Here is a 24,017-nt window from a genome sequence, read left to right on the forward strand (position 1 = left end):
CGCCCCCCCCCCCCCCCCCCCCCCCCCCCCCCGGGGGGGGGGGGGGCGGCGCGGCCCCCCCCCCGCCCGCCCCGCCCCGCCGGCGGGCCCCCCCCGGGGGCCCCGCGGCGGCGGTCTGGCCGGGCCGCGGGTCAGCCGCCCTCGGCCGCCGGAAGCTCGTTCACGTCGCGGACGCTGTACACGTCGATGGCGTAAGGCGCCTTCGCGTCACCCGTGGCCTTGAAGCGGCCGAAGACGGTCGCATCGGCACGAGCGCCCTTGCCGGTCACGGTGCGCCGGAACGCCGAGACGTCCCGCTTGCGGACGGAACCGTCGTCCATGCTCAGGCTCACCGTGCCCTTGCACTGCGCGTCGGACAGCATGGTCACCTTGCCCTCCGTGGCGGCCACGCCACGAACCGTGACCGTGGTGCCCACGTACCTCTCCGCCGTGCCCAGCACGGTGCAGATCGTATCCGGCGGCGTCTCGTCCGACCGGGCCGCCGCATTGCCCGCGGCACATACCAGAATGAGGGCGACTCCCGTCGCCCGAACGAAAGTTACCGCGTTCATAGGCTTTCCCCCTTGATGCCGGCCCTTGCGGACCGCGCCGAATGGACGGCTAAACCAAGAAGAACGCGTTTATCCCGCCCGGTCAATAAGAAAATTGGGCGGGTCCCGTGGGGACGACGGGGCGGTCAGCGGCCCTTCGAGAGGGCATCGGTCGCCTTCACCAGTGCCGCCGTCGCCCGGCGGGTGGCCTCGGCCGTGGCCGTGACCTACGCCGACGCCTCGTCCCAGGCGCGCGCATCGATGGCATCGCCGATCGCGGGCAACGGCGCCACGTCCTCGCCTTCCCTGCGGCCGGGCGCCTGCAGGAGGTGCCGGTACCAGGGGCGCCGCGGAAGGCCGGATGCCTGCACGAACGCGGGCGCGACCTCGCGCAGGGCCCGGTTCACGGCATCCCGCCGTTTCGACGGAAGATCGCCCGTGGCACCCGCGGCGCCGTCGTAGGCGCGCGCGGCAGCGAGCAGCCCGCGCTGCGCGTCACGCAGCGGACCGAGATCGACCTCCTGCCAACGGTCGTCCACCCGCGCAGGTGGCCGCAAGCCACGATAAGCCACCTCCGCCAGACGGTAGGCGCCGCTGTCGACGAGCGTGTTGTGGCGGACCGCGTCACGACGAGTCGTCGCCACGCTGGCCGCCAGCCGCTCGATGTCCCGGCCCAGCGATTCCGCGAACGCCGTGTAGCGCCAGGGCAGCACGTCGGCGTTGGCCACGCGCAGGGCCAGGCGCGCGTTGGTACGCGCCAGCAGGTTCACGTACTTCAGTCCAGGGTCGCCGAAGCGTTGGTAATGCGCATAGGTGTCGTACAGCGAGTGGTAGACCGGAACGCTCTCTTCATCGCCGTCGCGGTCGTAGCCATAGCGCACATGCAGGGACGGGACGCCGAGCCGGTGCGCGAAAGGCAGGTAATCCGAGCCAGTGCCGAGCCGCGGCGGCACGATCGGCCCCTCCACGTCCTTGCCCTTCTCCGCGGCATCCACCGCGCGTTTCGCGTCGCGGCGCTCCCGCACGCTGGCACCGGTTTCCGGATCGCGAAGATCCCCCGCCACCTCGTCGACCAGGGAGGCTAACGAAGGATCGCCGGCGGTGGAGAGAAAGCCACGGCCCGTGGTGTCGTTGTTGAGATAGAAGACCGCCTTGCGCGACAGCTCCGCCGCATGCCGTTCGGCCCACGCCTTCGACCCGAGGATGCCCAGCTCCTCACCGTCCCAACTGGCGAAAACCAGCGTCCGCTTCGGCCGGATGCCGGCCTTGGCGAGTTCGCCGATGGCCCGCGCCTCCGCAAGCAGGGCCGTGGTTCCGGCCAGCGGGTCCCATGCGCCATACACCCAGGCATCATGGTGCACCCCGCGGATCACCCACTCGTCCGGATACTCGCTGCCGGGCAGGCTCGCGATGACGTTGTAGAGCGTGCGCCACTCCCACGGCGAGCGGACTTCCAGGTGCACCTGCGCATCGCCGCCGACGTGATAGGTCAAGGGCAACCCGCCCTGCCAGCGATTCGGCACGACCGGCCCGCCCAGGGCGCGAAGGAAATGCTCGGCATCGCCATAGCCGATCGTGACGACGGGAATCCCCAGGTCGCCGGTGCGTTTCTCGGCCTGGATGGTCTTCGCGGCCGACGCGTCCAGCACGCTGTCGATGCCGAGGGTGCCGCGCTGGACCGTGCGCGGCGTGCGCCATGCGCCGGTCGGATAGACATCGCCCTTGGCGAAACCATCCGCTTCGGGGTCGGAATAAATCACGACGCCGACCGCGCCATGTTGCTGCGCCAGCCTCGGCTTCACCCATCGCCCGGCACCGCTGGATTTCACCAGCACGACCTTGCCGCGCACCGATTGGCCGGTGCGCTCGAGATCGTCGTAGTCCTTCGATAGGCCTTCGTTGACGAAGATCAGCGGCGCATCCACCGTTCCATCCGGGCTGTACGACTCCATGCCGGGAAGCACGCCTTCCGTGCGTTTCGTGTCGGCGTCGCCGTCGACGGCGGGCTCGGTGAAATCGGCCACATAGCCACCGGCGCCCGCCAAGGCAAGTTTTTGTACCGATGGATAGGCCACGAGGACCCGGACCGGTTCGACCGTCACCCGCCAGCCCCACTCGCGCAGGCGGGCGGCGATGAAGTCCGCGTTCTCCTTGTCGTGCGGCGAACCGACCTGGTTCGGCGCGGAGGCAAGGCGGCGTAGCCAGCCGTCGAGGTCGGCCGCGTCGATGGATGCATCGATTCGCCGCTCCACGTCGCGTTCCACCGCTGACGACGCCGTGGTGAAACCGGTCAGTGGCGGCGCGGCCTGTGCCGCGACGGACCCGGATAGCGCCAGCAGGAGGACAGGCAGAAACACGCGCACGTCCATCAGTTCCACCGATAGGTCGCGCTGGCGTAGTAGTACCTGCCGTTCCAGCTCAAAGGCGAGAACAGGCTGTACTTGAAATTGCCGCCGGTGGAGTTGGCGAACTTGGTCTGCTCGGGTCGTGCGTTGAACGCGTTGTCCGCTCCAGCCGTGAAGGTCCACTGGTCGATGGTGTAGTCGGCCGAGAGGTCGAGGGTCCAGCGGTGGTCGAAGTTCTGGTCCAGCGCATTGCCGCTATTGCTGTACACGGTGTAGTCGCCGTAGCGCTGCACGTTCGCGTGTCCCGCCCAGCTGCCATGCAGGTAATCCAGGCCCACGTCCAGCTTCGTGCGTGGATTGGTATCACCGAGCAGGCCAAGCCGCTCGCGGCGCTCCACGCGCTGCACGGCTACGCCCAGTTCGTCGAGGATCGCCGGATTCGGCTTGACCTTGGTCACCTCGTTCTCGTTGTATGCCCAGCCGACGGTGGTGTTGAGGCGATCGCCGTTGGCGAAGTCGAAGGCGTATTGGCTCACGAAGTCGAGACCGCGCGTGCGCGTATCCACCGCGTTGGTGAAATAGCGGATCGACTGGTAGTTCACATCGACGCCGGCGGACGCGAGATAGGCGTTCACGGCGGGCGTGTTCACCGGGATGTTCGACGAGAGGTTGATGCGATTGGTGATCTTGATCCAGTACGCGTCGACGCTCACGTTCCAGCCACCGAGCGGCTCAAGCACGAGGCCCAGCGTGGCGCTGCGCGATTTTTCCGGCTTGAGTTTTTCAGCGCCGAGCAGGCTCGCCGCCTGCGCGTCGACCGGAAACGTACCCGACTGCACGAGCACCTGGCCCTGCCCGAGATCCTGCAATTGCGAGGAGATATCGGCGTAGTGCTGCTGGACCAGCGTCGGCGCACGGAATCCCGTGCCGACGCTGCCGCGCAACGCCACCCGTGGGTTGAAATCGAAGCGTCCGGACAAGGAACCCGAGGTGGTGCCGCCGAAATCGCTGTAATGCTCGTGGCGGCCCGCCAGCGACAACGCGAAGCGATCGGTGAGGTTCGTCTCCAGATCGATGTATTCCGACACGTCGTGCCGCTGCCAGTTGCCCTGCAGGTCGCCGGTGATGCCGCCGTTCGGACCGTACTGCGACACGGCGTCGCCCGGGCTGACCTTGTAGCCCTGCCGCAGGTATTCCAGGCCGAAGGACACGCTCACGGGGTTGGGCAGCCACGAAGGCGAGAATTCCTTGCCGATGTCGAGGTTGCCGGTCTGCTGGTTCGTCTTGTAATCGGCTCCCTGTATGAAGAACGGGGTGTAGCCGAAGGCGCGGTACCAGTCGGCGTTGATCGCGTGGCTGCGCTGGTCGTACTCGTTCGAACCATGGGTGGCCGAGAGGTCGTAGTGCCAGCCCTCGCCAAGCTGTCCACGTATCCCCGCCGTGATGCTGGCGTCGTTGACGATGGGGATGCCGACAGGAAGGTAGCCGTTCGGATAGATCGCGGTGACATTGGTGGAGTCGCCACGATGGCGGTAGAGGCTGGCGGTCTCGTCGCGGTCGCGCCGGTAGAGCGCCTCGACATACACCTCGATCGCCTTGCTGAAGGCGTATTGCCCCACCAGCGATACCTTGTTCGACTGCACCGCCGGATCGCCCAGCCAGTACACCTTCTGGCCATACGTGCTACCCACCGAGGCGGCGGTGCGATCCCGGCCCGCGCGATTGGTGCCATCGTTGTTCTGCGTATCGATGGCGACATGGATCGAGCCCTTGTCGCCCAGCTTGAAACCGGTATCGGCGGTGAGCTGGCGTTGCAGACCATCGCCGGCGTCGTAACCGCCGAACTTGGCGGTGACCTGTCCACCCTGCCCCGATTTCTTGAGGATCACGTTGATCACCCCGCCGATGGCGTCCGAGCCATAGCGCGCGGACTGTCCGTCGCGGAGCACCTCGATGCGCTCGATGGCGGACACGGGAATGGCATTGAGATCCACCGGATTCGAACCGCGGCCGATGGCGCCGCCAAGATTGAGGAACGCCCCGGTGTGCTGGCGCTTGCCGTCGATCAGCACGAGCACCTGGTCCGGGCTGAGGCCACGCAACGTCACCGGGCGAGCCACCTCGGCTCCGCTGATGGTGGTCGGCTGCGGAAAGTTCAGCGAAGGCACCAGCCGGGCCAGCGCCGCCGTGAGCTGGGTGGCACCGGTCTGTTGCAGCTGCTGCGGCGTGATGACGTCGATCGGCTGTAGCGAACTGGACACGGTGCGCTCGGTACTGCGCGTCCCGGTGACGATCACGGTATCGAGTTGGCTGGCGCGGGGGGCGTCCTGGGCCTGGAGCGCGGGCACTCCGAAGGCAACAACCAGGGCGAGGAACAAAGGGTGGCGACGGCGACGGACGAGCGAATGCATGGGTGGATGTCCCCTGGACGATGAGCATCGGCGGCCATGCGGCGGCGATGCGTGAACGCATGCCGGGACCATGACGGCCGGAAAAACGGATGGAATGGAGCCGCGGTCAGGCCGCGGAACGCGCCAGCGCCCGTGGCGCTAGGGGCGAGGCGTGCGGATCAGCCCGGTCGACAACGACAACAGCACGCACGCATCGCCGGACATCGCGGTGCGGCCGCGAGGATCGTCGGGATGGTGGTCACGCGCTGCTGATGTGCGTTCACTGGGGGTGGGGTCGCCTTGGCGGGAATCTTGCGAAGCTTATTTGTTGCACCGCAACGAACGTTTGTCAACCGCCCGTTCGGACGTCCAATCCCCCGCCGTGCCGGATGGGCGATACTGTCGCCCTCCCCATCGAACGACACCGGCCCATGACTTCGTACGACGACGATTTCGAGAACGAGCGCGACCCCGACGATGCGGAGGACGGCGACGACTCCGTCGAATCCCAGGTCTGGCACCTGTTGCTGCTCATCAATCCCGGCGACGAGGACGGGGCGATGCAGCAGTTCTCCGCCTATCGCGATGAAGTCGAGGAAGAAGGCGACGAAGACCCGATACGCATCGTCGGCCGGGTGACGGACTGGCGCTCGGGCTTCGAAGTGGACGCGGACGATACCCGCGCCCTGGTGGATGCGATCAAGGAACTCGCAAGCCGGTGGAACATCGACATCGACTGGGATGGCGATCCGGACGACGACGAGTTCCACGAGGACATCGACGGCGCGGAGATCTTCTCGCGCGCTTTCGACCAGCTGAACCAGCACGGCTATACGCTGTGGGCGCGCGAAGCGGATGACGACGTCTATGCCGGCTGGATCACCAGTTCGCGCGACGACGAGCAGATGCGCCTGGTGGCGACGCAATTGGGCATCAACCTTCGCCTCGGCAGCCAGGTGACCTGACTATCGGCTATCCGGACGAGCCAGCCTCTCCTTCAGCAGGTCGATGAAGGCACGCACTTTCACCGGGGGCTGCTTGCCCGGATAGACCGCGTACACGCCGCCTTCCGGAAGACGAAAGCGGGGCAGCAAGGCCACGAGCCTGCCAGCCGAGATGCCCTCGTCGACGAGATAATCGGGAAGCACCGATACGCCGAGGCCCGCCGCGACGAAGGCGTGCACGCCGAGCGTGCTGTTGGCGCTGGCCACGGTGCGTGTTTGCACGGTGTGTTCCGTCTCGCCGCCCGCGCTGAAGAAGGTCCAGCGGTTGGGCGAAGAGAGCACGGTAAGCGCAATCCAGGCATGCGCGGCGAGGTCTTCGGGTACCCGTGGCGCGCCATGTTTCGCGACGTAAGCTGGCGAGGCGACGAGGCACTGGCGAAAGCTCGCCAGCTTCGCCGCCCGCAGGCTGGAATCGCGCAGCCAGCCGATACGGATCGACAGGTCGAAGCGCTCCGCGATGAGGTCGACGATGCTGTCGCTGGTCACCAGTTCCACCTTGACCTGCGGAAACCTCGCTGCGAAGTCGGCCAGCGCGGGCGCCACGATCGAGGGGCCGTGGTCTCCGGCGGCCGCGACACGAAGGCCGCCCATCGGCGTGTCGCGGCACTCGCCCAGCTGTGCGATGGCCGCCTCCGCATCGGCGAGGACGCGGGCACAGTCCTCGTGGAAGCGCTCGCCGGCATCGGTCAGCGACATCCGCCGGGTGCTGCGCACCACCAGTTGCACGCCGAGCTCTTCTTCCAGCTTCGCCAGGTGCTGGCTCACCATCGCCTTGGTGCTGCCCAGTTGCTGGGCGGCGGCGGTGAACGAGCCGGCCCGGACGAGCGTCACGAAGACGGCGAGGCGGTTGAGGTTGACGTCGGCCATGCCGGTTTCCGATTCATCGTAAAGTCTTACTTTACGATGAATCCATGGATTGCGCGTTTCCTGTGAACGATCAGGAGCGCATGCTAGCCACATCCCTTCCCACGGAAATTCCACCATGAAGATCGTCCTGTTCGGCGCCACCGGCAACATCGGCAAGGTCATCCTCGACGAAGCCCTGGCCCGCGGTCACGCGGTCACCGCCGTCGTCCGCGATCCCGCACGGGTCGCCGCGCGGCACGCCGCCCTGACCGTGGTCAAGGGCGATGTCTCCGACCCCACCTCGTTCGCGGCCGCCCTTCCCGGTGCCGACGCCGCCATCGCCAGCCTCAACGACCACGCCGACCCGGCCAATGTGCCGAAGCAGGCCGCCGTCCTGCTGGATGCGCTTTCGTCGGCGGGCGTGCGCCGCTTCGCCTGGGTCGGCGGCGCCGGCAGCCTGGAGGTCGCCCCCGGCGTCCGCGTGATCGACGACGCCCACTTCCCGGCGGAGTGGAAGCCATCGGCGAATGCCCAGATCGAGGCGCTGGCGGTGTTCCGCGCCAGCAAGGCGGACATCGACTGGACCTATATCAGTCCGGCGGCCGTGATCGCGCCAGGGGAACGCACGGGCTCCTATCGCGTGGGCGCCGACCAGTTGCTGGTGGATGCCGAAGGGAACAGCCGGATCTCGATCGCCGACTTCGCCATCGGTGTGCTCGATCGTCTGGAAAAAGGGGATGCGGCGAAGAAGCGGGTGACCTTGGCGTACTGAGGACTCCCAATCGCCGACAGGGTCGGCTCCCACCAGAGCAGGGCACCGTGGGAGCCGCTCCCTGCCGGCGATCCGGGCCTGGTGGGAGCCGACCTTGTCGGCGATCCCGCGGCAGCGGGCCAGGATACCGACCGCTATACTCCCCGGATGAACTACCGCCACGCCTTCCATGCCGGCAATTTTGCCGATGTCCTCAAGCACATGGTGCTCGTGGCCCTGATCGACTCGCTGAAGCAGAAGAGTTCGCCCTTCTGCTACATCGACACCCACGCCGGCCGCGGCCGCTACGACCTGCGCGGCGCCGAGGCGCGCAAAACCGCCGAATCCGACGACGGTTTCGGCATCCTGAAGACCGCCAGCGGCCTGCCGCCGCTGTTGTGGAAATGGCTGGACGTGGTGCGCGCCTGCAACGCCGGCGACGAATCGATGCGCTATTACCCGGGTTCGCCTTGGATCGCCGCACATCTGATGCGCGAGGGCGATTCCGCCCAGCTATGCGAACTGCAGAGCGGCGAATCGGACCAGCTGCGCCAGCTGTTCCATGACGACCCGCGCGTGCACGTGCACCAGCGCGATGGCTACGAGGCCATGAAGGCCTTCGTGCCGCCCAAGGAGAAACGCGGGCTCGTACTCATCGACCCGCCCTTCGAGTCGCAGGAGATGGAGTTCCGGGTCATCGAGAAAGCGCTCAAGGCGGCGATGGAGAAATGGCCCGGCGGCATCTATGCCATCTGGTACCCGATCAAGCTGCGCAGCCAGGTGCAGCCCTTCCACCGCTGGCTCGGCAAGAGCGGGGCGAAGCGGGTGCTGGTCGCCGAAGTGCTGCTGCGCCCGGACGACTCGCCGCTGCGCCTCAACGGCACCGGCGTGGCCATCGTGAACGCGCCGTGGAAACTCGATGAAGTGCTGCGCGATTCGTTGCGCGTGCTGCCCAAGCTGCTCGGCACCCCAGGCGAATCCGAATACCGGCTGACCTGGCTGGTCGAGGAAGGCAAAGATGAAGCACCTGCCCACGGTCCGCAGTCACCTCATTCAGTCCGAAGGCGGTAAAGTCGCTCCACACGCCAGGAGTCGACCCATGCGCCCGACCATCGTCCGTCTCGCCGTCCCTGCCGCCTTGCTGACCCTCGCCCTCGCCGGCTGCGCGCCCGCGCCGATCTACAAGCCAACGGCGAGCAACGTCGCCGTGCCGCCTGCCCAGGTCGCCCGCGAACCGGAGCGCTATGGCAGCGCCGACGTGATCTGGGGCGGCCGCATCGTCAACGTGCGCAACTTCTCCGATCACAGCGAGATCGAAGTGCTCGCCTACCCACTCGACGGTTCGCAGCGCCCCAAGGCGAACGACACCGGCAACGGCCGTTTCATCGCCGCCATGCCTGGCTACGTCGAAAGCCTCGATTACCCGGCCGGATCGCTGGTCACCATCGCCGGGCGCCTCAACGGCACCCGCACCGGCAATGTCGGCCAGGCGCAGTACACGTTCCCGCTCGTCTCCGTGAACCAGTCACACGTCTGGACGGCCAAGGAAATGTCCGGCGGACATCCCAACGTGAGCTTCGGCGTGGGTGTCGGCGTCATACGGTAAGATCCTGCGATTCACCACCGCGGGACAGGGACTCACATGTCGGGACACGCCGATTCGAAGCGCGCCATCTTCCTCGCGCTCGGGGCCAACTTCGCCATCTTCATCGCCAAGCTGGTCGCGGCGATCTTCACCGGCTCGGGCGCGATGCTCGCCGAGGCCGTGCATTCGCTCGCCGACTGCGGCAACCAGGGCCTGCTGCTCCTGGGCATGCGCCAGGCGAAGCGGCCGCCCTCGCCGGACTACCCGCTCGGCTGGGGTCGCGCCCTGTATTTCTGGTCGTTCCTCGTGGCGATCCTGCTCTTCAGCGTGGGCGGCATGTTCTCGATCTACGAAGGCGTGCATAAGCTGACCCACCCGGAACCCCTCAAATGGGCCTGGCTGGCCGTCGGCGTGCTGGCGTTCTCCATCGTTACCGAAGGCGTTTCCATGCATGGCTGCATGCAGGAAGTGAACAAGGCGCGTGAAGGCCGCTCGATCTGGCAATGGTTCCGGGAGACCCGCGCCAGCGAATTGCTGGTGATCTTCGGCGAAGACCTGGCCGCGCTGATCGGCCTCTGCCTGGCCCTGCTCGCCGTCGTGCTCACCATGGTCACCGGCAACCTGTTCTTCGACGCGCTCGGCACGATCGCCATCGGCGTCCTGCTGATCGTGGTCGCGGTGGCGGTCGCCATCGAGGTGAAGGCCCTGCTGATCGGCCAGGGCGTGGAGCCGAAACAGCGTGCCGCGATGGTCGCCTTCCTGGAGGGCCGCCCCGAGATCGACACCGTCTACAACGTGCTCACCCTGCAGATGGGCACCGACGTCATGGTGGCGATCAAGGCGAAAATGGCCGCCGCGCCGACCGCCCGGGCCATGATCGAGGCGATCAACATCGTCGAAGCCGACTTCAAGGCCGAGTTCAAGGACGTGCGCTGGAGCTTCTTCGAGCCCGACTACGCCGACTGAACCCAGGGCCGCCGCGCAAGGCGCCTTCACGGGCAGGTAGTACAATCGACGGCTTGTCCGCAAGGCTCCTGCCCGACTCCATGCCCGTAGCGCTCCCTCGCCCCCCGCTCCCCGTCAACGCCAAGACCCGCCGTTACTGGGCCGTCCCCCACGGCTCGTCCTGGGCGCTCGAGATCGCCGAGGCGGCCCGCGCCCACGACGGCCTGCTGGTCGTAGTGGCACGCGACACCCGCAGCGCCGACAACCTCGAAAGCGAACTGGCCGTGTTCGCCGGCGAGTTGCCGGTGTTGCACTTCCCGGATTGGGAGACCCTGCCCTACGACGTCTTCAGCCCGCATCCGGAAGTGGTGTCGCAGCGCGTCGCCACGCTGTATCGGCTGCCCAGCACGCGGCGTGGCGTGCTCGTGGTGCCCGTCGCGACACTGATGCAGCGGATCGCGCCGCGCACGCACATCACGGGCTCCGGCCTGGTGCTGCGCAAGGGACAGAAACTCGATCTCATCGCCGAGCAGCGCCGGCTCGAAGCCGCGGGCTACCGGAACGTGCCGCAGGTGAGCGAACCGGGCGACTTCGCGGTGCGCGGGGCGCTGATCGACATCTACGCCATGGGCGCGAGCGAGCCCTATCGCGTGGAACTGTTCGACGACGAAGTGGAATCGATCCGCACCTTCGACACCGAAACCCAGCGCTCCCAGCACCAGGTCGAAGGCGTGGACCTGCTGCCCGCGCGCGAATTCCCGCTGACCGAGGACGCCGCGAAGAACTTCCGCAGCAACCTGCGCGGGCGCTTCCCGATCGACATCCGGCGCTGCCCGCTGTATCAGGACATGAAGGAAGGCGTGACGCCTGGTGGCATCGAGTATTACCTGCCCCTGTTCTTCCCGGCCACCGAGACCTTGTTCGACTACATCGCCGGCGACGCGATGTTCGTGCTGGGTGAAGGCGCGCTGGAATCGTCCGAGCAGTTCTGGGCGCAGACCACCGAGCGCTATGACCAGCGTGCGCACGACATCGAGCGGCCCGTGCTACCGCCGAACGAGATCTACCTGCCGCCGGAGCAACTGCGCGAGCGCTTGAACAAGCAGGTCCGCGTGGACGTGGTCCCGAAGGACCATGAGCACGCCGTGGACCTGGGCACGCTGCCGGCCCCCGACGTACCGTTGAACCGCAAGGGCGAGGAACCGGGCACGGCGTTGCGCCATTTCCTCGCCAGCTATCCCGGCCGCGTCCTCATCGCCGCCGATTCGGCGGGCCGGCGCGAGGCACTGATCGAACAGTTGGCCGGCGCGGGCTTGAAGCCGGCGAACGTGGACGGCTGGAAGGACTTCCTCGCGCGCGGCGAATCGCTGGCGATCACCGCCGCTTCGCTGGAACAGGGTTTCGCGCTGGCCAAGCCGGCGCTCACGGTGCTCACCGAGCGCGAGTTGTTCGGCGAGCGCGTCCGCACGGACCGCAAGCGACGCGCGGGGGCGGCACGCGATCCCGAAAGCATCATCAAGGATCTCACCGAACTGTCGATCGGCTCGCCCATCGTGCACATCGACCATGGCGTGGGCCGTTACCAAGGGCTCGTCTCGCTCGATGTCGGCGACATGCCCGGCGAATTCCTGACCATCGAATACGCCAAGGGCGACAAGCTCTACGTGCCCGTGGCCCAGCTGGGCCTGGTCAGCCGCTACACGGGTACGGCGCCGGAACTGGCGCCGCTGCATTCGCTCGGCGGCGACGCCTGGGAGCGTGCGCGGAAGCGTGCCGCCGAGAAGGTGCGCGACGTGGCGGCGGAATTGCTGGCGATCTATGCACAGCGCGAAGCCCGCCAGGGCGAGTCCCTGTCGGTCGACCGGCAGATGATCGAGGAATTCGCGGCGACCTTCCCGTTCGAGGAAACCGCCGACCAGCAGGCGGCGATCGATGCCGTCATCACCGACCTCGCCGCGCCGCGTGCCATGGACCGCGTCGTCTGCGGCGATGTCGGTTTCGGCAAGACGGAGGTGGCGCTGCGCGCCGCGTTCGCCGCCGCGACCGCGGGCAAGCAGGTGGCCGTGCTGGTTCCGACCACCCTCCTCGCCCAGCAGCACTACCGCAACTTCGCCGACCGCTTCGCCGACTGGCCCGTGCGCGTGGACGTGCTTTCACGCTTCAAGTCGAAGAAGGAAGTGGATCTCGCCCTCGAACGACTGGCGGATGGCCAGGTGGACGTGATGGTCGGCACGCACAAGCTGCTCCAGCCCGATATCCGTTTCAAGAACCTCGGGCTCGTCATCGTCGACGAAGAGCAACGCTTTGGCGTGCGCCAGAAGGAACAGTTGAAGAAGCTGCGCGCCGAGGTCGACCTGCTCACCCTCACGGCCACGCCGATCCCGCGCACCTTGAACATGGCGATGAGCGGCTTGCGCGATCTTTCCATCATCGCCACGCCGCCCGCCCATCGCACCGCCGTGCGCACGTTGATCTCCACGTATCAGCCGGCGCTCGTCCGCGAGGCGATCCAGCGCGAGCTGGCCCGTGGCGGCCAGGTGTATTTCCTGCACAACGAAGTGGAGTCGATCGAGCGCACCGCACGTGAACTGGCGGAACTCGTTCCCGAAGCGCGCATCCGCATCGCCCATGGACAGATGCCCGAACGCGAACTGGAACAGGTGATGGCCGACTTCCATCGCCAGCGGTTCAACGTGCTGGTGTCCACCACCATCATCGAGTCGGGTATCGACATTCCCACGGCCAATACGATCGTCGTGAACCGCGCCGACCGCTTCGGCCTCGCCCAGCTGCATCAACTGCGTGGCCGCGTGGGCCGCTCGCACCACCGCGCCTATGCCTATCTCATCGTGCCCGACCGCCGCTCGATGACGGCTGACGCCGAGAAGCGCCTCGAGGCCCTGGCCTCGCTGGAGGAACTGGGTGCGGGCTTCACACTGGCCACGCACGACCTCGAGATCCGCGGCGCCGGCGAGATGCTCGGCGAGGAACAGTCGGGGCAGATCCAGGAAATCGGCTTCGGCCTGTATACCGAACTGCTCGACCGCGCGGTGCGCGCGCTGAAGTCCGGCAAGGTACCGGACTTCGACCTCACCTCCGAGCACGAGACCGAGGTGGAGCTACATCTGCCCGCGCTGATCCCGGAAGACTACCTGCCCGACGTGCACACGCGCCTGACCCTGTACAAGCGTATCGCCAGCGCGCGGAACGATGACGGACTGCGTGAGTTGCAGGTGGAGATGATCGATCGTTTCGGCTTGCTGCCCGACCAGACGAAGTGCCTGTTCGCGGTGGCCCAGCTGAAGCTGATGGCGACGCCGCTGGGTATCCGCAAGCTCGACTTCGGCGCCAACGGCGGCCGCGTCACCTTCCGCGAGAAGCCGGACATCGACCCGATGGCCCTGATCAAGCTGATCCAGCAGCAGCCGAGGGTGTTCAAGATGGACGGCCAGGACAAGCTGCGCGTGATCCTGGAGCTTCCCGGATCGGCGGAGCGTATCCGCACGGCGCAGGATGTGCTGGTGGCGCTCGGGGCGCCGCGGCCCGGGTGACTGCGACCCGGTGGGGCGCGGCATGGCCGGATCGCCGACAAGGTCGGCTCCCACCGGGCCAGCAGCGATACCTCGACCTGGTGGGAGCCGACCCTGTCGGCGATGCTTTTAGCCCGGTGGAAGCCGACCCTGTCGGCGATTCAATCCGGCCTGAAGCCCCCGGCGGCCTCAAGCCACCGGCGTAGCCCGCACCAGGTACTGCACGCTGAAGCGGCGCGCTTCGTCCATCCATACCTTTTCCACCGACAATCCCGCCTTGTGCGCCATCTGGGCGAAATCGTCCAGCGAATACTTGCAGCTGTACTCCACGCGCATCGCCTCGTCTTCGCGGAAGGCGAAGGTATCGTGGCCCACGTGCACGTCCTGGCGCTTCGTGCTCACCAGGTCGGTCTCGATGCGCCCGGCCATCGCGTTATAACGCGCACGATGCCTGAAGCCTTCGATGTCGAAGTCCGCGCCGATCTCGCGGTTCAACCGCACCAGCATGTTCAACGTGAAGTCGCGGGTGACACCCGCGGCATCGTTGTATGCCGCCTCGATCTCGGCGGGATCCTTCTTCAGGTCCACGCCGATGATGATGCCGCCACCGTCGCTCATCTCCGTGCGCATCTGGCGAAGGATACGAACGGCGTCCTTGGTTTCGAAATTGCCGATGGTGGAGCCGGGGAAATAGATCACCGTACGGCGGGGCGAACGCGTTGCGACGGGAAGACGCAACGGTTGGGTGAAATCGGCACAGACCGGCTGCATCGGCACGTCCGGAAAACGCGTCGCCAGGTCGGCCACGCTTTCCATCAAGGCGGTTCGGGAGATTTCCACCGGCACGTAGGCCACCGGGGTGTGCAGGTGCTCAAGCAGCATGCGTGTCTTGATGCCGCTGCCGCTGCCGTATTCCACGAGGCGGACGTCGGGGCCGAGGGTGTCCGCGATATCGCCCGCATGCTCGCGCATGATCGCGATCTCGGTACGGGTGAGGTAATACTCGGGTTGTCCGCAGATGGCTTCGAACAGGGCCGATCCGCGCTCGTCATAGAACAATCGCGATGGGAGTCTCTTTGGCTTCGCGGCGAGGCCGCGGCGAACGGTATCGAGGGTGTCTTCGACATCCGGGTGCCGGTCATCGACGCGGATGTCTTTCGGTTGAGCGCTCATCGATCGTTTCCAAGTCGTATCCCCGCGAACTGCCAACGGGCGTGGGGAGGAAAGAAATTTCGGTACGTCGCACGAATATGGTCGGCGGGAGTGGCGCAGGATCCGCCTCGTAACACCCATTGACCATTCATGAACTTCCCGTTGTATTCGCCCAGTGCGCCAGCCAGCGGCCGGAAGCCCGGGTAACTGACATAAGGGCTCATCGTCCATTCCCAAACGTCGCCGTACATCTGTCCGAGCGTCGTCTCGAACGATGTGGCACGGGGTTGGAACACATCGTTGTCCTGAAGGTTCCCACACACGGGGAGTTCCGCGGCCATCGTTTCCCACTCCACTTCCGTGGGCAGGCGAGCACCGGCCCAGCGCGCGAATGCATCGGCCTCGAAGTAACTCAGGTGGCATACGGGCGCATGAGGATCGATCTCACGGCGGCCATGCAAGGTGAATTCGGTCTCAAGGGCGTCGTCCCAATACAGGGGCCGGAACCAGTGTTCCGCCTGCACCGTGGCCCAACCATCGGAAAGCCAGAGCAGCGGATCGCGATATCCGCCGTCGCGCACGAAGGCCATGTACTCGGCATTGGTCACGAGGCGATTGGCGATCGTCCCCGCCTGCCGATACGCCCGATGCCGTGGTCCTTCATTGTCGAAGGCGAAGCCGGTCCCTTCATGACCGATCGTCACCACGCCTTCATCGAAAGGAACATGGCGCAGCGGCTGCGCGACGACGGGAACCGCATGCGCGACCTCCGCCGCATACGCGGGCTCCAACGGATTCTGTGCGAACGCGTGCTTGATATCGGTAAGCAGCAATTCCTGATGCTGCTGTTCGTGCTGCACACCCAGTTCGATCAACGAAGGAAGCATGGCGTCGTCGCCACGCACGATGCGCTCCGCGACCGCCTCGTCGACGCGGCGCCGATACGCCAGCACCTCGTCGAGGCCCGGCCGGGTCAGCATGCCGCGATGCGGCCGGGCGTGCATCGGTCCCACCGACTGGTAGTAGGAATTGAACAGGTAATGCCATTCGGGATGGCGCGGTTCGTAATCAGCGTCGCGGCCCAGTACGAAATGTTCGAAGAACCAGGTCGTATGGGCCAGGTGCCACTTGGCCGGGCTGGCATCGGGCATGGACTGGATGACGGTGTCTTCCGGCGAGAGCCGCGCCGCCAGTTCCGTGCTGCGCCGTCGAATCCGAAGGAAGCGATGGGCGAGGTCCGAGCCGGCCTGGGGCGCTATATCGAGGCCGAGCGTGGGCGTGCTCATGCATGGGGTCCTGTGCGAGGGACGGTCGCCACTGACATTCGCGAACGATGCCCGAGCAACCGTTCAACAAATGTGAGCGGACCCTGCCGGCGGCTTAACGGCAGGAGCGCCGGTCCCGCATAAACTCTCGCCTCCACGCCCATTCGGGCTTAACGTGGAAGCCCCACTCCGAGGGTATGGCCATGAACCTCCGTTACCTGCTCGCCGCCTCCCTGCTCGTCACCGTCGGCGTCCACGCCGAAGGCTCCGGTGCGCCTCCCCAGGCGCGGAAGGAACTCCCTTTCGCCGACTGCCTGCGCACCGACCGCATCAACGAATGGAACGTGATCGACGACAGCACCGTCACCGTCCGCAATGGACCCAACCACTTCCTGGTCAAGACGACCGTGGCCTGCCCGCGCATGGATCTTGGCGGTGGCATCCACTTCCGCGCCTCGGAGAGCGACAAGGCCATCGGTTCCATGCGCATCTGTGGCGGCATCAACGAGCAGATCGTCCGCCGCGACGATCCCCCGTGCCAGATTCAGTCCGTACAGACGATCGACAAGGCCGAGTTCGACAAGCTCGCCAAGAAGGCGAAGCGGCACGGCTCGGGAGCGGAACCCAACGGAATGGTGCCGTGAACAGGGTGTAGCAAACGAAAGAGCCCGGCCATTGGCCGGGCTCTTCGTCTTCCTACCATGTGCCGGTTCGATCAATAACCGTCGTCGCGAATGTAGCGCGTGCCACCGTAACCGTCGTCGACGTAGGTCGTCGTGGTGGTTACGCGGCGGGTGACGACCGGCGCATCTTCATAGACGACCGTGGCCGGACGGCTGTAGTAGACCGGGCGATCGTAGTAGACCGGCCGATCATAGACGACCGTGCGCGGCGCCGTGGCGTTGGCAACCAGGCCGACGACCGCGCCGGCCACGATCGCGCCGGCGATCCAGCGGCCCGCGTTGTCGTAGTGGCCACGACCGTAATAACCACCGTGGTAGCCATAACCCCCGTGATAGCCGTAACCGCCATGGTAGCCGCCGCCGTAGTAGCCGTGTCCGCGGGCGAACGCGCTCGGCGCGAAAGCCATCAGACCCGCAGCGGCGATGGCGAGAGCCGACTTGACGAACGTACCTTTCATGACAGTTACCTCCGGGTGTTGGACGCAGATTCGCGCTCCGGCACTGAATCCGGACTGAAGTTTTTTCGACCGACCGTTCACGTTTGCCACGGATTCACGAAGGGCTTCCGAAGCAGCCAGCAGCCATGGATATCGTGGCGCCGGGCGAAGTCGAACGGAATGCTCGGTGCGCTCCAGTCCTCGATGGAGAAGTGGGGTTCCAGGGCCGCCCGATCAAGTTGGAAACGGCGGTAATTGTTCGAGAAAACAATGACTCCATCCGGCAACAGGCGCTCGGCGCACAACAGCAGCAGCTTCACGTGGTCGCGCTGGACGTCGAAGTCGTCGGCCTTCTTGGAGTTGGAGAAGGTCGGCGGGTCCACGTAGATCAGGCCGTACTGCATCGAGCGGCTCTGCAGGAAGGTCAGCGAGTCCTCCTGGACCAGACGGTGGCGGTTTCCGGTGAAGCCGTTCAGGGCCAGGTTGCGCGAGGCCCAGTCCAGGTAGGTGCCCGAGAGATCCACCGTGGTGGTGTCGCGGGCGTCGCCGGCGGCGGCGTAGACGCTGGCGGTGCCCGTGTACGCGAACAGGTTCAGGAAATGCTTGCCGGCCGCGAGTTCGCGGATTTTCGCCCGGACCAGCCGGTGATCGAGGAACAGGCCCGTGTCGAGGTAATCGGTCGGGTTGACCAGGAAGGACAGGCCGCCCTCGTGGACCTCGACGAACTCGCCCTTCTGGTCGAACTGGCCGTACTTCGAACCGCCCTTGCCACGCTCGCGTGTCTTCACCGCGATCCGTTCACGGGGAACGCCCAGGACCTCGCCCGCCACGCGCACGATCTCGCGCATGCGCAGGCGCGCGACGTCCACCGGAATGTCCTGCGGCGCCTTGTATTCCTGGATGTGCAGCCAGTTCTCGTAGACGTCGATGGCCGCGGCGTATTCGGGAAGGTCCTGGTCGTAGGCGCGCCAGCAGGTGATGCCCTCGCGGGTGAGGCGCTTGCGCAGGTGGCGGACGTTCTTCTCCAGCCGGTTCTTCAGCATCTGCGCGCCTTCGGACAAAGGCTTCGCCTCGCGCGGCGCTTCGTCCCGGGCACGCAGGGCGAAGGTCAGCAGCGGGGTCTCCAGCGCACCGTTGAACAAGGTGTAGCGCTTGTCCGGACTCAGGCGCAACGCGCGCCCCAATTCCTCGTCGCCGGACAGCACGGCGGCGCGCCAGCCGCCGAAGCGGTCTTTCAGCGCCTGGCCGAGGTCGCGGTAGAGGCCGGGCAGTTCGGCGCGATCGCCGAGGCGCTCACCGTAGGGAGGATTGGTGATGACCAGGCCCAGCGGCGTTTCCGGCGGCGGCTCCACGTGGGCGGCGTCACGGCGGTCGAGATGGATGAATCCCGCGACACCCGCGCTCTGCGCGTTGCGCTTGGCGGTCTGCACCATGTGCGGGTCCGAATCGCTGCCGAAGAACACCGGACGCAGCGCCCGCAAGCCCTCCTCGGCGCGCGCCTTGGCCTCGTCGTAGATGCCGCGCCACAGGGTGTAGTCGTGCTTACGCCAGCCCAGGAAGCCGTAGTAGCCGCGGCGCAAGCCCGGTGCCACGTCGGCGGCCATCAGCGCACCCTCGATCAGCAAGGTGCCCGAGCCGCACATCGGATCGACCAGCGCGCCGCCCTCGGCGTAGATGCGTGGCCACTGGCCTCGCACCAACATGGCGGAGGCGAGGTTTTCCTTCAGCGGGGCCTCGCCCTGCTGCTCGCGCCAGCCACGGCGATGCAGGGGCAGCCCGGAGAGGTCGATCGACAGCGTGGCGCGGTCGCGGCGCAGGCGTACATTCACCCGCACGTCCGGTTCCTCCGGGTCCACGTCGGGCCGCGCGCCACTGGCGGCGCGGAACTGGTCGACGATGGCGTCCTTGGTCTTCAGCGCGATGAACTGGCTGTGGGTGAGCTTGCTCTGCGCGGTGTTGGCATCGACCGCCAGCGTTCCATGCGCGGCGAGGTGCTCGGCCCAGTCGATGGCCTGGACACCGGCGTAGAGGGCGTCCGGATCGGCGGCGTCGAATTCGGCTAACGGCAGAAGCACCCGGCTGGCCATGCGCGACCAGAGGCAGGCCCGATAGGCCGTCTCGATCGTGCCGGTGAACGACACACCGGCCAGCGCCTCGCGCACGTCGCCGGCGCCCAGGGCGATGAGTTCGTCCTTGAGCAGGTATTCCAGCCCCTTGGGACAGGTGGCGAAGAAGGCGCTCATGCCAAACCGCCCAGGAAGCGGCGAAATTCTGCTTCGATGTCCGGCAGCGTCGCCGCCAGGCGGTGGTCGTCCTGGACCAGCAGGGCCGGCATGGCGTGGCCACGGGCGAAGGCGAGCGCCTCGTCGAGCGGGCATACGTCATCCGCATAGCCATGCACGAGGAACGACGGCACGCCCGGCCGGGCGCCGAACGTCCGGGAATAACCCGGGATGCGCGCAGGCAAGGCAAGCAGGAACAGCCCGGCGACGGGCGCGTCCAGCGAGGCCAGGCCCGAAACGAACGCGCCCATGCTCGAACCGACCAGCACCGGGGGCCGTGGGGAAGCGGCGATGGCGGCCGCCAGGCGGGCAAGGCGGGGGTCGACCGAACCGGCGTGGCCGAGTGCGTCGTCCTCACGGTAATCGGGCCGCGCCGTGGTCCAGCCCAGCGTTTCGGCCAAGGCGGCGAGCGCGCTGACCTTGGTGGCGTCGGGACCGGAATCGGAACCGTGGGAAAGGATGATGTGGCCGCGCATGGCGGTCTCCGTACGCGGAATGACCGCCTATGTTATCAAAGCGGCATGATCGACATCCTTCACGCCCCCCTGCCCTACGAGTCCATCCTCCCCCAGCGGGAACCCGGGTCCATCGACCTCGTGGTGATCCACTGCACGGAACTGCCCGACCTGGCCATGGCCCGCGAGTACGGCGAGCGCGTGCTCCACGACTCCGGGGCGGGCAACAGTGGCCACTACTACATCGACCGCGACGGCTCGGTGCTGTGCTACGTGGACCCGCTACGCGTGGCCCACCACACCCGCGGCTACAATCCGCGGTCGATCGGCATCGAACTGGTGAACACCGGCCGCTATCCGGACTGGTTCCACTCCGCGCGGCAGACCATGACCGAGCCCTACCCGGAGCGCCAGATAGCCGCCTTGCGCGCCCTGCTCGACCACCTCGTGGAGCGCTTCCCCTCGCTGCGCCACATCGCCGGCCACGAGGACCTGGACACGGCCATGGTGCCCGCCAGCGACGACCCCGATAACGAAGTGCCACGCAAGCGAGACCCCGGCCCGCAGTTCCCCTGGGCCAGGGCGTACGACGCGGGACGATTGGGCCGGCTGGCCGGCTAGCCCCGTTATACTGGCCGCCCATCGCGCCACCGCTTACCAGGATCCCCATGTCGGACAACCATGTCGGCGAACTCGTCGAGCTGATCGAACTCGAACGTCTGGAAGACAACCTCTTCCGTGGACAGAGTCGCGACATCGGCACCCGCTTCGTCTTCGGCGGCCAGGTGCTCGGCCAGGCCTTGTCGGCGGCGCAACGCACGGTGGACCCGAAGCGCGAGGCGCATTCCCTGCATGCCTATTTCCTGCGCGCCGGCGACATCAACGCACCCATCGTCTACAGCGTGGAACGCACGCGCGATGGCGGCTCGTTTTCGTCGCGCCGCGTCGTCGCGATCCAGCATGGCCAGCCGATCCTCAACGGTTCCATCTCGTTCCAGGAACCGGAGGAAGGCTACGAACACCAGATGTCGATGCCGGAAGTCCCGGCGCCAGAGGACGTCGAGCCGATGCCGGCCATGTCGCTCGAACAGTTGAGCCGCCTGCCGGAGAAGACCCAGCGCTGGCTCGGTATCGACGGTCCGTTCGAGTTCCGCCACGTCTGGCCGCGCGACGAACTGCGCCCGGCCAAGCGGCCTCCCTACCAGCACATCTGGTTCCGTCTCACCGCGCCGATCAACGACACCTTGTCGTTGCACCAGGCCCTGCTCGCCTACGCGTCGGACTTCCACCTGATCGGCACGGCGACCTTGCCGCATGGCATCTCCTATCTCACCCGCAACATGCAGATGGCCAGCCTGGACCACGCGCTGTGGTTCCACCGTCCGTTCCGCATCGACGAATGGCTGCTGTACTCCTTCGACAGCCCGACTTCGCAGGGTGCGCGTGGCCTGGCACGCGGCATGATCTACACCCGCGACGGCATCCTCGTGGCGTCCACCGCGCAGGAAGGCCTGATCCGCGTCCGCCCGGGCTGATCGCGTGAACATCGAGCTGCGGCACCTGCGTTATTTCATCGCCGTTGCCGACGAGCTCCATTTCAGCCGCGCCGCCGAGCGACTGGGCATCTCCCAGCCGCCGCTCAGCCAGCAGGTCCGCGACCTGGAAGGCATGCTCGGCGTGCGCCTGCTGCGCCGGACCAACCGGCGTGTCGAACTCACCGATGCGGGACGGGCCTACCTCGACGCCGCCAAAGACATCGTCGCGCGCGTGGACGATGCCGGAGACATGGCACGCCGCGCCGAACGCGGCGAGATCGGTGAATTGCAGGTGGGCTTCACGCGCAGCACGCCGTTGATCGAGCGCTTCCCGCGAGCGATCCGCGCGTTCCGCGAAACCTATCCCTCGGTACGGCTGGTACTGCAGGAACGCAACACGCTGCAGCAGATCGAGTGCCTGCTCGACGATCGCCAGCAGCTGGGACTGATTCGTGGCGCCGTGCTTCCCGCGCCCCTCGTGTCACGCAAGGTGATGGACGATCCGCTGGTCGCCGTGATCCGCGCCGACCATCCGCTGGCACGGCGCAAGCGTGCGAAGTTGCGCATGGAAGAACTCTCCGATGAACACTTCATCGTGTTCACCCGCGCGGCGGGCACCGGTATCCACGACCAGTTGTTGACGATGTGCCGCAATGCGGGCTTCTCGCCACGCATCTCCCAGGAAGCGGGGGAATCGTCGACCATGATCGGCCTGGTCGCCGCGGGCATGGGCGTTGCCGTGCTGCCGCAATCGATGCGCCACGTGCAAGTGAACGGGGTGGCTTACGTCACCATCGATTCACCCGACGCGGCGAGCGCCTTGTACCTGGCGCATCGCCGCGACGACACATCGCCGCTGGTGAAAGCCTTCATGAAGCTGATGCTAAAGGCGTGAGCCCGCGCAGCTTCAACGCGATGCCGAGGCCGAGCAGGACGAGCACGGCGACATAGCCCGCGACGCCGGCCCAGCCACCATGGGTCCACGCGATGCCACCGAGCGAGCCGGCGATGCTGGAACCCATGTAGTACGAGAACAGGTAGAACGACGAGGCGTGCGCCTTGGCGAAGGGTGCACGATTGCCAACCCAGCTGCTCGCGATGGAATGCCCACCGAAGAAGCCGAAGGTCATCACGGCGATACCGGCCACGATGGCCCAGAGCGATCCGCTCGCCGTCAACGCCACGCCAGCCAGCATCATCAGCAGGGTGGCCCAGAGCACGCGACGGCGGCCGAGTCTCCCCGCGACCGATCCGATCCACGCCGAGCCGACGACGCCGACCAGGTAGACCATGAAGATCGCGCCCACGTGGGATTGCGAGAGCGAAAATGGCGGTGCGAGCAAGCGGTATCCCACGTAGTTGTAGATGGTGACGAAGGCCCCCATCAACAGGAATCCCTCCGCGAACAGCCACGGCAAGCCCTTGTCGCGCCACAACGAAACGAACGCGTCCGCCAGCACGCGCGGATGGGCGCGACGCTTCTGGAAATGCAGCGATGGCGGCAATCCACGCGCCACGAGGAACGCCGCGATCAGGCCCAAGGCACCGATCGTGCCGACAGCCACGCGCCACGACGCGTGATCCGCCGCGAAGCCGGAGAGGATGCGCCCGCTCATGCCGCCGATGGCGTTGCCGCCGATATAGAGTCCCATCGCATAGCCGATCGATTCGCCGTGGACTTCTTCGCTCAGGTAGGTCATCGCCACGGCGGGAAGGCCGGCCAGGGTGAGCCCCAACACGGCACGCAAGACCAGCAGCGATGTCCAGTTCGGTGCCATCGCGGTCAACAGCACGAGTATCGACGAGCCCAGCAGCGACGCCAGCATGATGGGTTTGCGACCCCACGCGTCCGAGAGCGCACCGGCGAACAACATCGCTACCGCCATCACGCCGGTGGTCAGCGAGAGCGACAGGCTGCTCGCCGCCGCGTCCACATGGAATGCGCTGGAGAACGCGGGCATGAGGGGCTGCACGCAGTAGAGCAGCCCGAACGTCGCGAAGCCCGACGAGAACAAGGCGAGATTGGTACGCCGGAACGCCGGCGTGCCGTGACGAATGCGCCGATCCACGAGCACCGCCGGCGCGGCGGACGACGAGCCGTCCACGGGAACCTCCAGGGAAAGAGCCATACGGAAAGGCTAATCCCTGAATTGAGTCGAATCGATATAGTGAAAGCTCCGCTTCGATATGTTTCAAGTATGACCACCTCGGGTGGCCGCCCATCGAAATCCCTCACCCTGGTGGGGGCCGACCATGTCGGCGATCCCCCGGCAGCGGGCCAG

Annotated in this window: 20 protein-coding genes; 10 read left to right on the forward strand and 10 right to left on the reverse strand. The window is 66.6% G+C overall.

The features are described 5' to 3' along the window. Window positions 1–131: 131 nt before the first annotated feature. The 3 genes from ACR9ZJ_RS12800 to ACR9ZJ_RS12810 all read right to left on the reverse strand — a co-directional run bounded on the left by ACR9ZJ_RS12800 (window position 132) and on the right by ACR9ZJ_RS12810 (window position 5,286). Window positions 132–551: a hypothetical protein gene (locus ACR9ZJ_RS12800; protein ID WP_481279931.1), complete on the reverse strand. Its 420-nt coding sequence runs from the start codon at window positions 549–551 to the stop codon at window positions 132–134. A 206-nt stretch (window positions 552–757) separates the two neighbouring features. Beyond that, window positions 758–2,887 carry a M28 family peptidase gene (locus tag ACR9ZJ_RS12805; protein WP_481287964.1) on the reverse strand — a complete coding sequence of 710 codons (2,130 nt, stop codon included), beginning with the start codon at window positions 2,885–2,887 and terminating at the stop codon, window positions 758–760. An 11-nt stretch (window positions 2,888–2,898) separates the two neighbouring features. Further along, window positions 2,899–5,286: a TonB-dependent receptor plug domain-containing protein gene (locus ACR9ZJ_RS12810; protein WP_481287965.1), complete on the reverse strand. Its 2,388-nt coding sequence runs from the start codon at window positions 5,284–5,286 to the stop codon at window positions 2,899–2,901. A 410-nt stretch (window positions 5,287–5,696) separates the two neighbouring features. Here ACR9ZJ_RS12810 and ACR9ZJ_RS12815 point away from each other — a divergent pair, with 410 nt between their 5' ends. Then, complete coding sequence (locus tag ACR9ZJ_RS12815; protein WP_429199730.1) at window positions 5,697–6,230, forward strand: DUF6630 family protein; 534 nt, start codon at window positions 5,697–5,699, stop codon at window positions 6,228–6,230. Here ACR9ZJ_RS12815 and ACR9ZJ_RS12820 read toward each other — a convergent pair whose 3' ends face one another. Next, window positions 6,231–7,136 carry a LysR family transcriptional regulator gene (locus ACR9ZJ_RS12820; RefSeq protein WP_481287966.1) on the reverse strand — a complete coding sequence of 302 codons (906 nt, stop codon included), beginning with the start codon at window positions 7,134–7,136 and terminating at the stop codon, window positions 6,231–6,233. 115 nt (window positions 7,137–7,251) lie between these two features. Here ACR9ZJ_RS12820 and ACR9ZJ_RS12825 point away from each other — a divergent pair, with 115 nt between their 5' ends. The 5 genes from ACR9ZJ_RS12825 to mfd all read left to right on the forward strand — a co-directional run bounded on the left by ACR9ZJ_RS12825 (window position 7,252) and on the right by mfd (window position 13,947). Next, entirely contained in the window at window positions 7,252–7,887 is a 636-nt protein-coding gene (locus ACR9ZJ_RS12825; RefSeq protein ID WP_481279927.1) for an NAD(P)-dependent oxidoreductase, read from the forward strand. A gap of 147 nt (window positions 7,888–8,034) precedes the next feature. Next, window positions 8,035–8,937: a 23S rRNA (adenine(2030)-N(6))-methyltransferase RlmJ gene (locus ACR9ZJ_RS12830; protein ID WP_481287975.1), complete on the forward strand. Its 903-nt coding sequence runs from the start codon at window positions 8,035–8,037 to the stop codon at window positions 8,935–8,937. A 28-nt stretch (window positions 8,938–8,965) separates the two neighbouring features. Continuing rightward, window positions 8,966–9,472, forward strand: a complete 507-nt coding sequence (locus tag ACR9ZJ_RS12835) for a Slp family lipoprotein (RefSeq protein WP_448098252.1) — start codon at window positions 8,966–8,968, stop codon at window positions 9,470–9,472. 36 nt (window positions 9,473–9,508) lie between these two features. Next, window positions 9,509–10,417 carry a cation diffusion facilitator family transporter gene (locus ACR9ZJ_RS12840; RefSeq protein ID WP_481287967.1) on the forward strand — a complete coding sequence of 303 codons (909 nt, stop codon included), beginning with the start codon at window positions 9,509–9,511 and terminating at the stop codon, window positions 10,415–10,417. Window positions 10,418–10,497: 80 nt separating this feature from the next. Continuing rightward, window positions 10,498–13,947 carry a transcription-repair coupling factor gene (mfd, locus tag ACR9ZJ_RS12845; RefSeq protein WP_481279923.1) on the forward strand — a complete coding sequence of 1,150 codons (3,450 nt, stop codon included), beginning with the start codon at window positions 10,498–10,500 and terminating at the stop codon, window positions 13,945–13,947. Between the two features lie 168 nt (window positions 13,948–14,115). Here mfd and egtD read toward each other — a convergent pair whose 3' ends face one another. Both egtD and egtB read right to left on the reverse strand, forming a co-directional pair. Beyond that, the gene (gene egtD, locus ACR9ZJ_RS12850) at window positions 14,116–15,099 is read right to left on the reverse strand and encodes an L-histidine N(alpha)-methyltransferase (RefSeq protein ID WP_481287968.1); all 984 of its coding nucleotides are present in this window, start codon (window positions 15,097–15,099) and stop codon (window positions 14,116–14,118) included. Beyond that, window positions 15,096–16,364, reverse strand: a complete 1,269-nt coding sequence (egtB, locus tag ACR9ZJ_RS12855; RefSeq protein ID WP_481287969.1) for an ergothioneine biosynthesis protein EgtB — start codon at window positions 16,362–16,364, stop codon at window positions 15,096–15,098. Before egtB ends, egtD begins: the two co-directional genes overlap by 4 nt. Before the next feature lie 182 nt (window positions 16,365–16,546). On the opposite strand from egtB, the gene ACR9ZJ_RS12860 reads away from it, so the two are divergent. Then, window positions 16,547–16,987 (forward strand): DUF6491 family protein, encoded by a 441-nt coding sequence (locus ACR9ZJ_RS12860; RefSeq protein WP_481279920.1) that lies wholly within the window; start codon window positions 16,547–16,549, stop codon window positions 16,985–16,987. Window positions 16,988–17,058: 71 nt separating this feature from the next. Here ACR9ZJ_RS12860 and ACR9ZJ_RS12865 read toward each other — a convergent pair whose 3' ends face one another. The 3 genes from ACR9ZJ_RS12865 to ACR9ZJ_RS12875 all read right to left on the reverse strand — a co-directional run bounded on the left by ACR9ZJ_RS12865 (window position 17,059) and on the right by ACR9ZJ_RS12875 (window position 20,221). Next, the gene (locus tag ACR9ZJ_RS12865) at window positions 17,059–17,484 is read right to left on the reverse strand and encodes a hypothetical protein (RefSeq protein WP_481279919.1); all 426 of its coding nucleotides are present in this window, start codon (window positions 17,482–17,484) and stop codon (window positions 17,059–17,061) included. Window positions 17,485–17,561: 77 nt separating this feature from the next. Next, a complete protein-coding gene (rlmKL, locus tag ACR9ZJ_RS12870) occupies window positions 17,562–19,706 on the reverse strand; it encodes a bifunctional 23S rRNA (guanine(2069)-N(7))-methyltransferase RlmK/23S rRNA (guanine(2445)-N(2))-methyltransferase RlmL (RefSeq protein ID WP_481287970.1) in 2,145 nt (714 codons plus the stop codon). Further along, window positions 19,703–20,221 (reverse strand): alpha/beta hydrolase, encoded by a 519-nt coding sequence (locus ACR9ZJ_RS12875; RefSeq protein ID WP_481287971.1) that lies wholly within the window; start codon window positions 20,219–20,221, stop codon window positions 19,703–19,705. The genes rlmKL and ACR9ZJ_RS12875 overlap by 4 nt, the downstream gene beginning before the upstream one ends. Before the next feature lie 45 nt (window positions 20,222–20,266). On the opposite strand from ACR9ZJ_RS12875, the gene ACR9ZJ_RS12880 reads away from it, so the two are divergent. The 3 genes from ACR9ZJ_RS12880 to ACR9ZJ_RS12890 are packed head-to-tail and all read left to right on the forward strand — an operon-like array spanning window position 20,267 to window position 22,630. Then, entirely contained in the window at window positions 20,267–20,821 is a 555-nt protein-coding gene (locus tag ACR9ZJ_RS12880) for an N-acetylmuramoyl-L-alanine amidase (RefSeq protein ID WP_481279916.1), read from the forward strand. A gap of 47 nt (window positions 20,822–20,868) precedes the next feature. Continuing rightward, on the forward strand, window positions 20,869–21,735 hold the full coding sequence (locus tag ACR9ZJ_RS12885; RefSeq protein WP_481287972.1) for an acyl-CoA thioesterase: 867 nt from the start codon (window positions 20,869–20,871) through the stop codon (window positions 21,733–21,735). Window positions 21,736–21,739: 4 nt separating this feature from the next. After that, window positions 21,740–22,630: a LysR family transcriptional regulator gene (locus tag ACR9ZJ_RS12890; protein WP_481287973.1), complete on the forward strand. Its 891-nt coding sequence runs from the start codon at window positions 21,740–21,742 to the stop codon at window positions 22,628–22,630. Here the strand turns inward: ACR9ZJ_RS12890 and ACR9ZJ_RS12895 are convergent. Further along, window positions 22,605–23,864, reverse strand: coding sequence for an MFS transporter (locus tag ACR9ZJ_RS12895; RefSeq protein WP_481287974.1), 1,260 nt, complete (start codon window positions 23,862–23,864; stop codon window positions 22,605–22,607). The genes ACR9ZJ_RS12890 and ACR9ZJ_RS12895 overlap by 26 nt on opposite strands. Between the last annotated feature and the right edge of the window lie 153 nt (window positions 23,865–24,017).

It is taken from the genome of Luteibacter sp. KNZ12-1A, from assembly GCF_056755675.1.

Coding starts and splice junctions, on each gene's coding strand:
- ACR9ZJ_RS12800 (WP_481279931.1), bottom strand. CDS start 551: ATGAACGCGGTAACTTTCGTTCGGGCGACGGGAGTCGCCCTCATTCTG.
- ACR9ZJ_RS12810 (WP_481287965.1), bottom strand. CDS start 5,286: ATGCATTCGCTCGTCCGTCGCCGTCGCCACCCTTTGTTCCTCGCCCTG.
- ACR9ZJ_RS12815 (WP_429199730.1), top strand. CDS start 5,697: ATGACTTCGTACGACGACGATTTCGAGAACGAGCGCGACCCCGACGAT.
- ACR9ZJ_RS12820 (WP_481287966.1), bottom strand. CDS start 7,136: ATGGCCGACGTCAACCTCAACCGCCTCGCCGTCTTCGTGACGCTCGTC.
- ACR9ZJ_RS12825 (WP_481279927.1), top strand. CDS start 7,252: ATGAAGATCGTCCTGTTCGGCGCCACCGGCAACATCGGCAAGGTCATC.
- ACR9ZJ_RS12830 (WP_481287975.1), top strand. CDS start 8,035: ATGAACTACCGCCACGCCTTCCATGCCGGCAATTTTGCCGATGTCCTC.
- ACR9ZJ_RS12835 (WP_448098252.1), top strand. CDS start 8,966: ATGCGCCCGACCATCGTCCGTCTCGCCGTCCCTGCCGCCTTGCTGACC.
- ACR9ZJ_RS12840 (WP_481287967.1), top strand. CDS start 9,509: ATGTCGGGACACGCCGATTCGAAGCGCGCCATCTTCCTCGCGCTCGGG.
- mfd (WP_481279923.1), top strand. CDS start 10,498: ATGCCCGTAGCGCTCCCTCGCCCCCCGCTCCCCGTCAACGCCAAGACC.
- egtD (WP_481287968.1), bottom strand. CDS start 15,099: ATGAGCGCTCAACCGAAAGACATCCGCGTCGATGACCGGCACCCGGAT.
- egtB (WP_481287969.1), bottom strand. CDS start 16,364: ATGAGCACGCCCACGCTCGGCCTCGATATAGCGCCCCAGGCCGGCTCG.
- ACR9ZJ_RS12860 (WP_481279920.1), top strand. CDS start 16,547: ATGAACCTCCGTTACCTGCTCGCCGCCTCCCTGCTCGTCACCGTCGGC.
- ACR9ZJ_RS12865 (WP_481279919.1), bottom strand. CDS start 17,484: ATGAAAGGTACGTTCGTCAAGTCGGCTCTCGCCATCGCCGCTGCGGGT.
- rlmKL (WP_481287970.1), bottom strand. CDS start 19,706: ATGAGCGCCTTCTTCGCCACCTGTCCCAAGGGGCTGGAATACCTGCTC.
- ACR9ZJ_RS12875 (WP_481287971.1), bottom strand. CDS start 20,221: ATGCGCGGCCACATCATCCTTTCCCACGGTTCCGATTCCGGTCCCGAC.
- ACR9ZJ_RS12880 (WP_481279916.1), top strand. CDS start 20,267: ATGATCGACATCCTTCACGCCCCCCTGCCCTACGAGTCCATCCTCCCC.
- ACR9ZJ_RS12885 (WP_481287972.1), top strand. CDS start 20,869: ATGTCGGACAACCATGTCGGCGAACTCGTCGAGCTGATCGAACTCGAA.
- ACR9ZJ_RS12895 (WP_481287974.1), bottom strand. CDS start 23,864: ATGGCTCTTTCCCTGGAGGTTCCCGTGGACGGCTCGTCGTCCGCCGCG.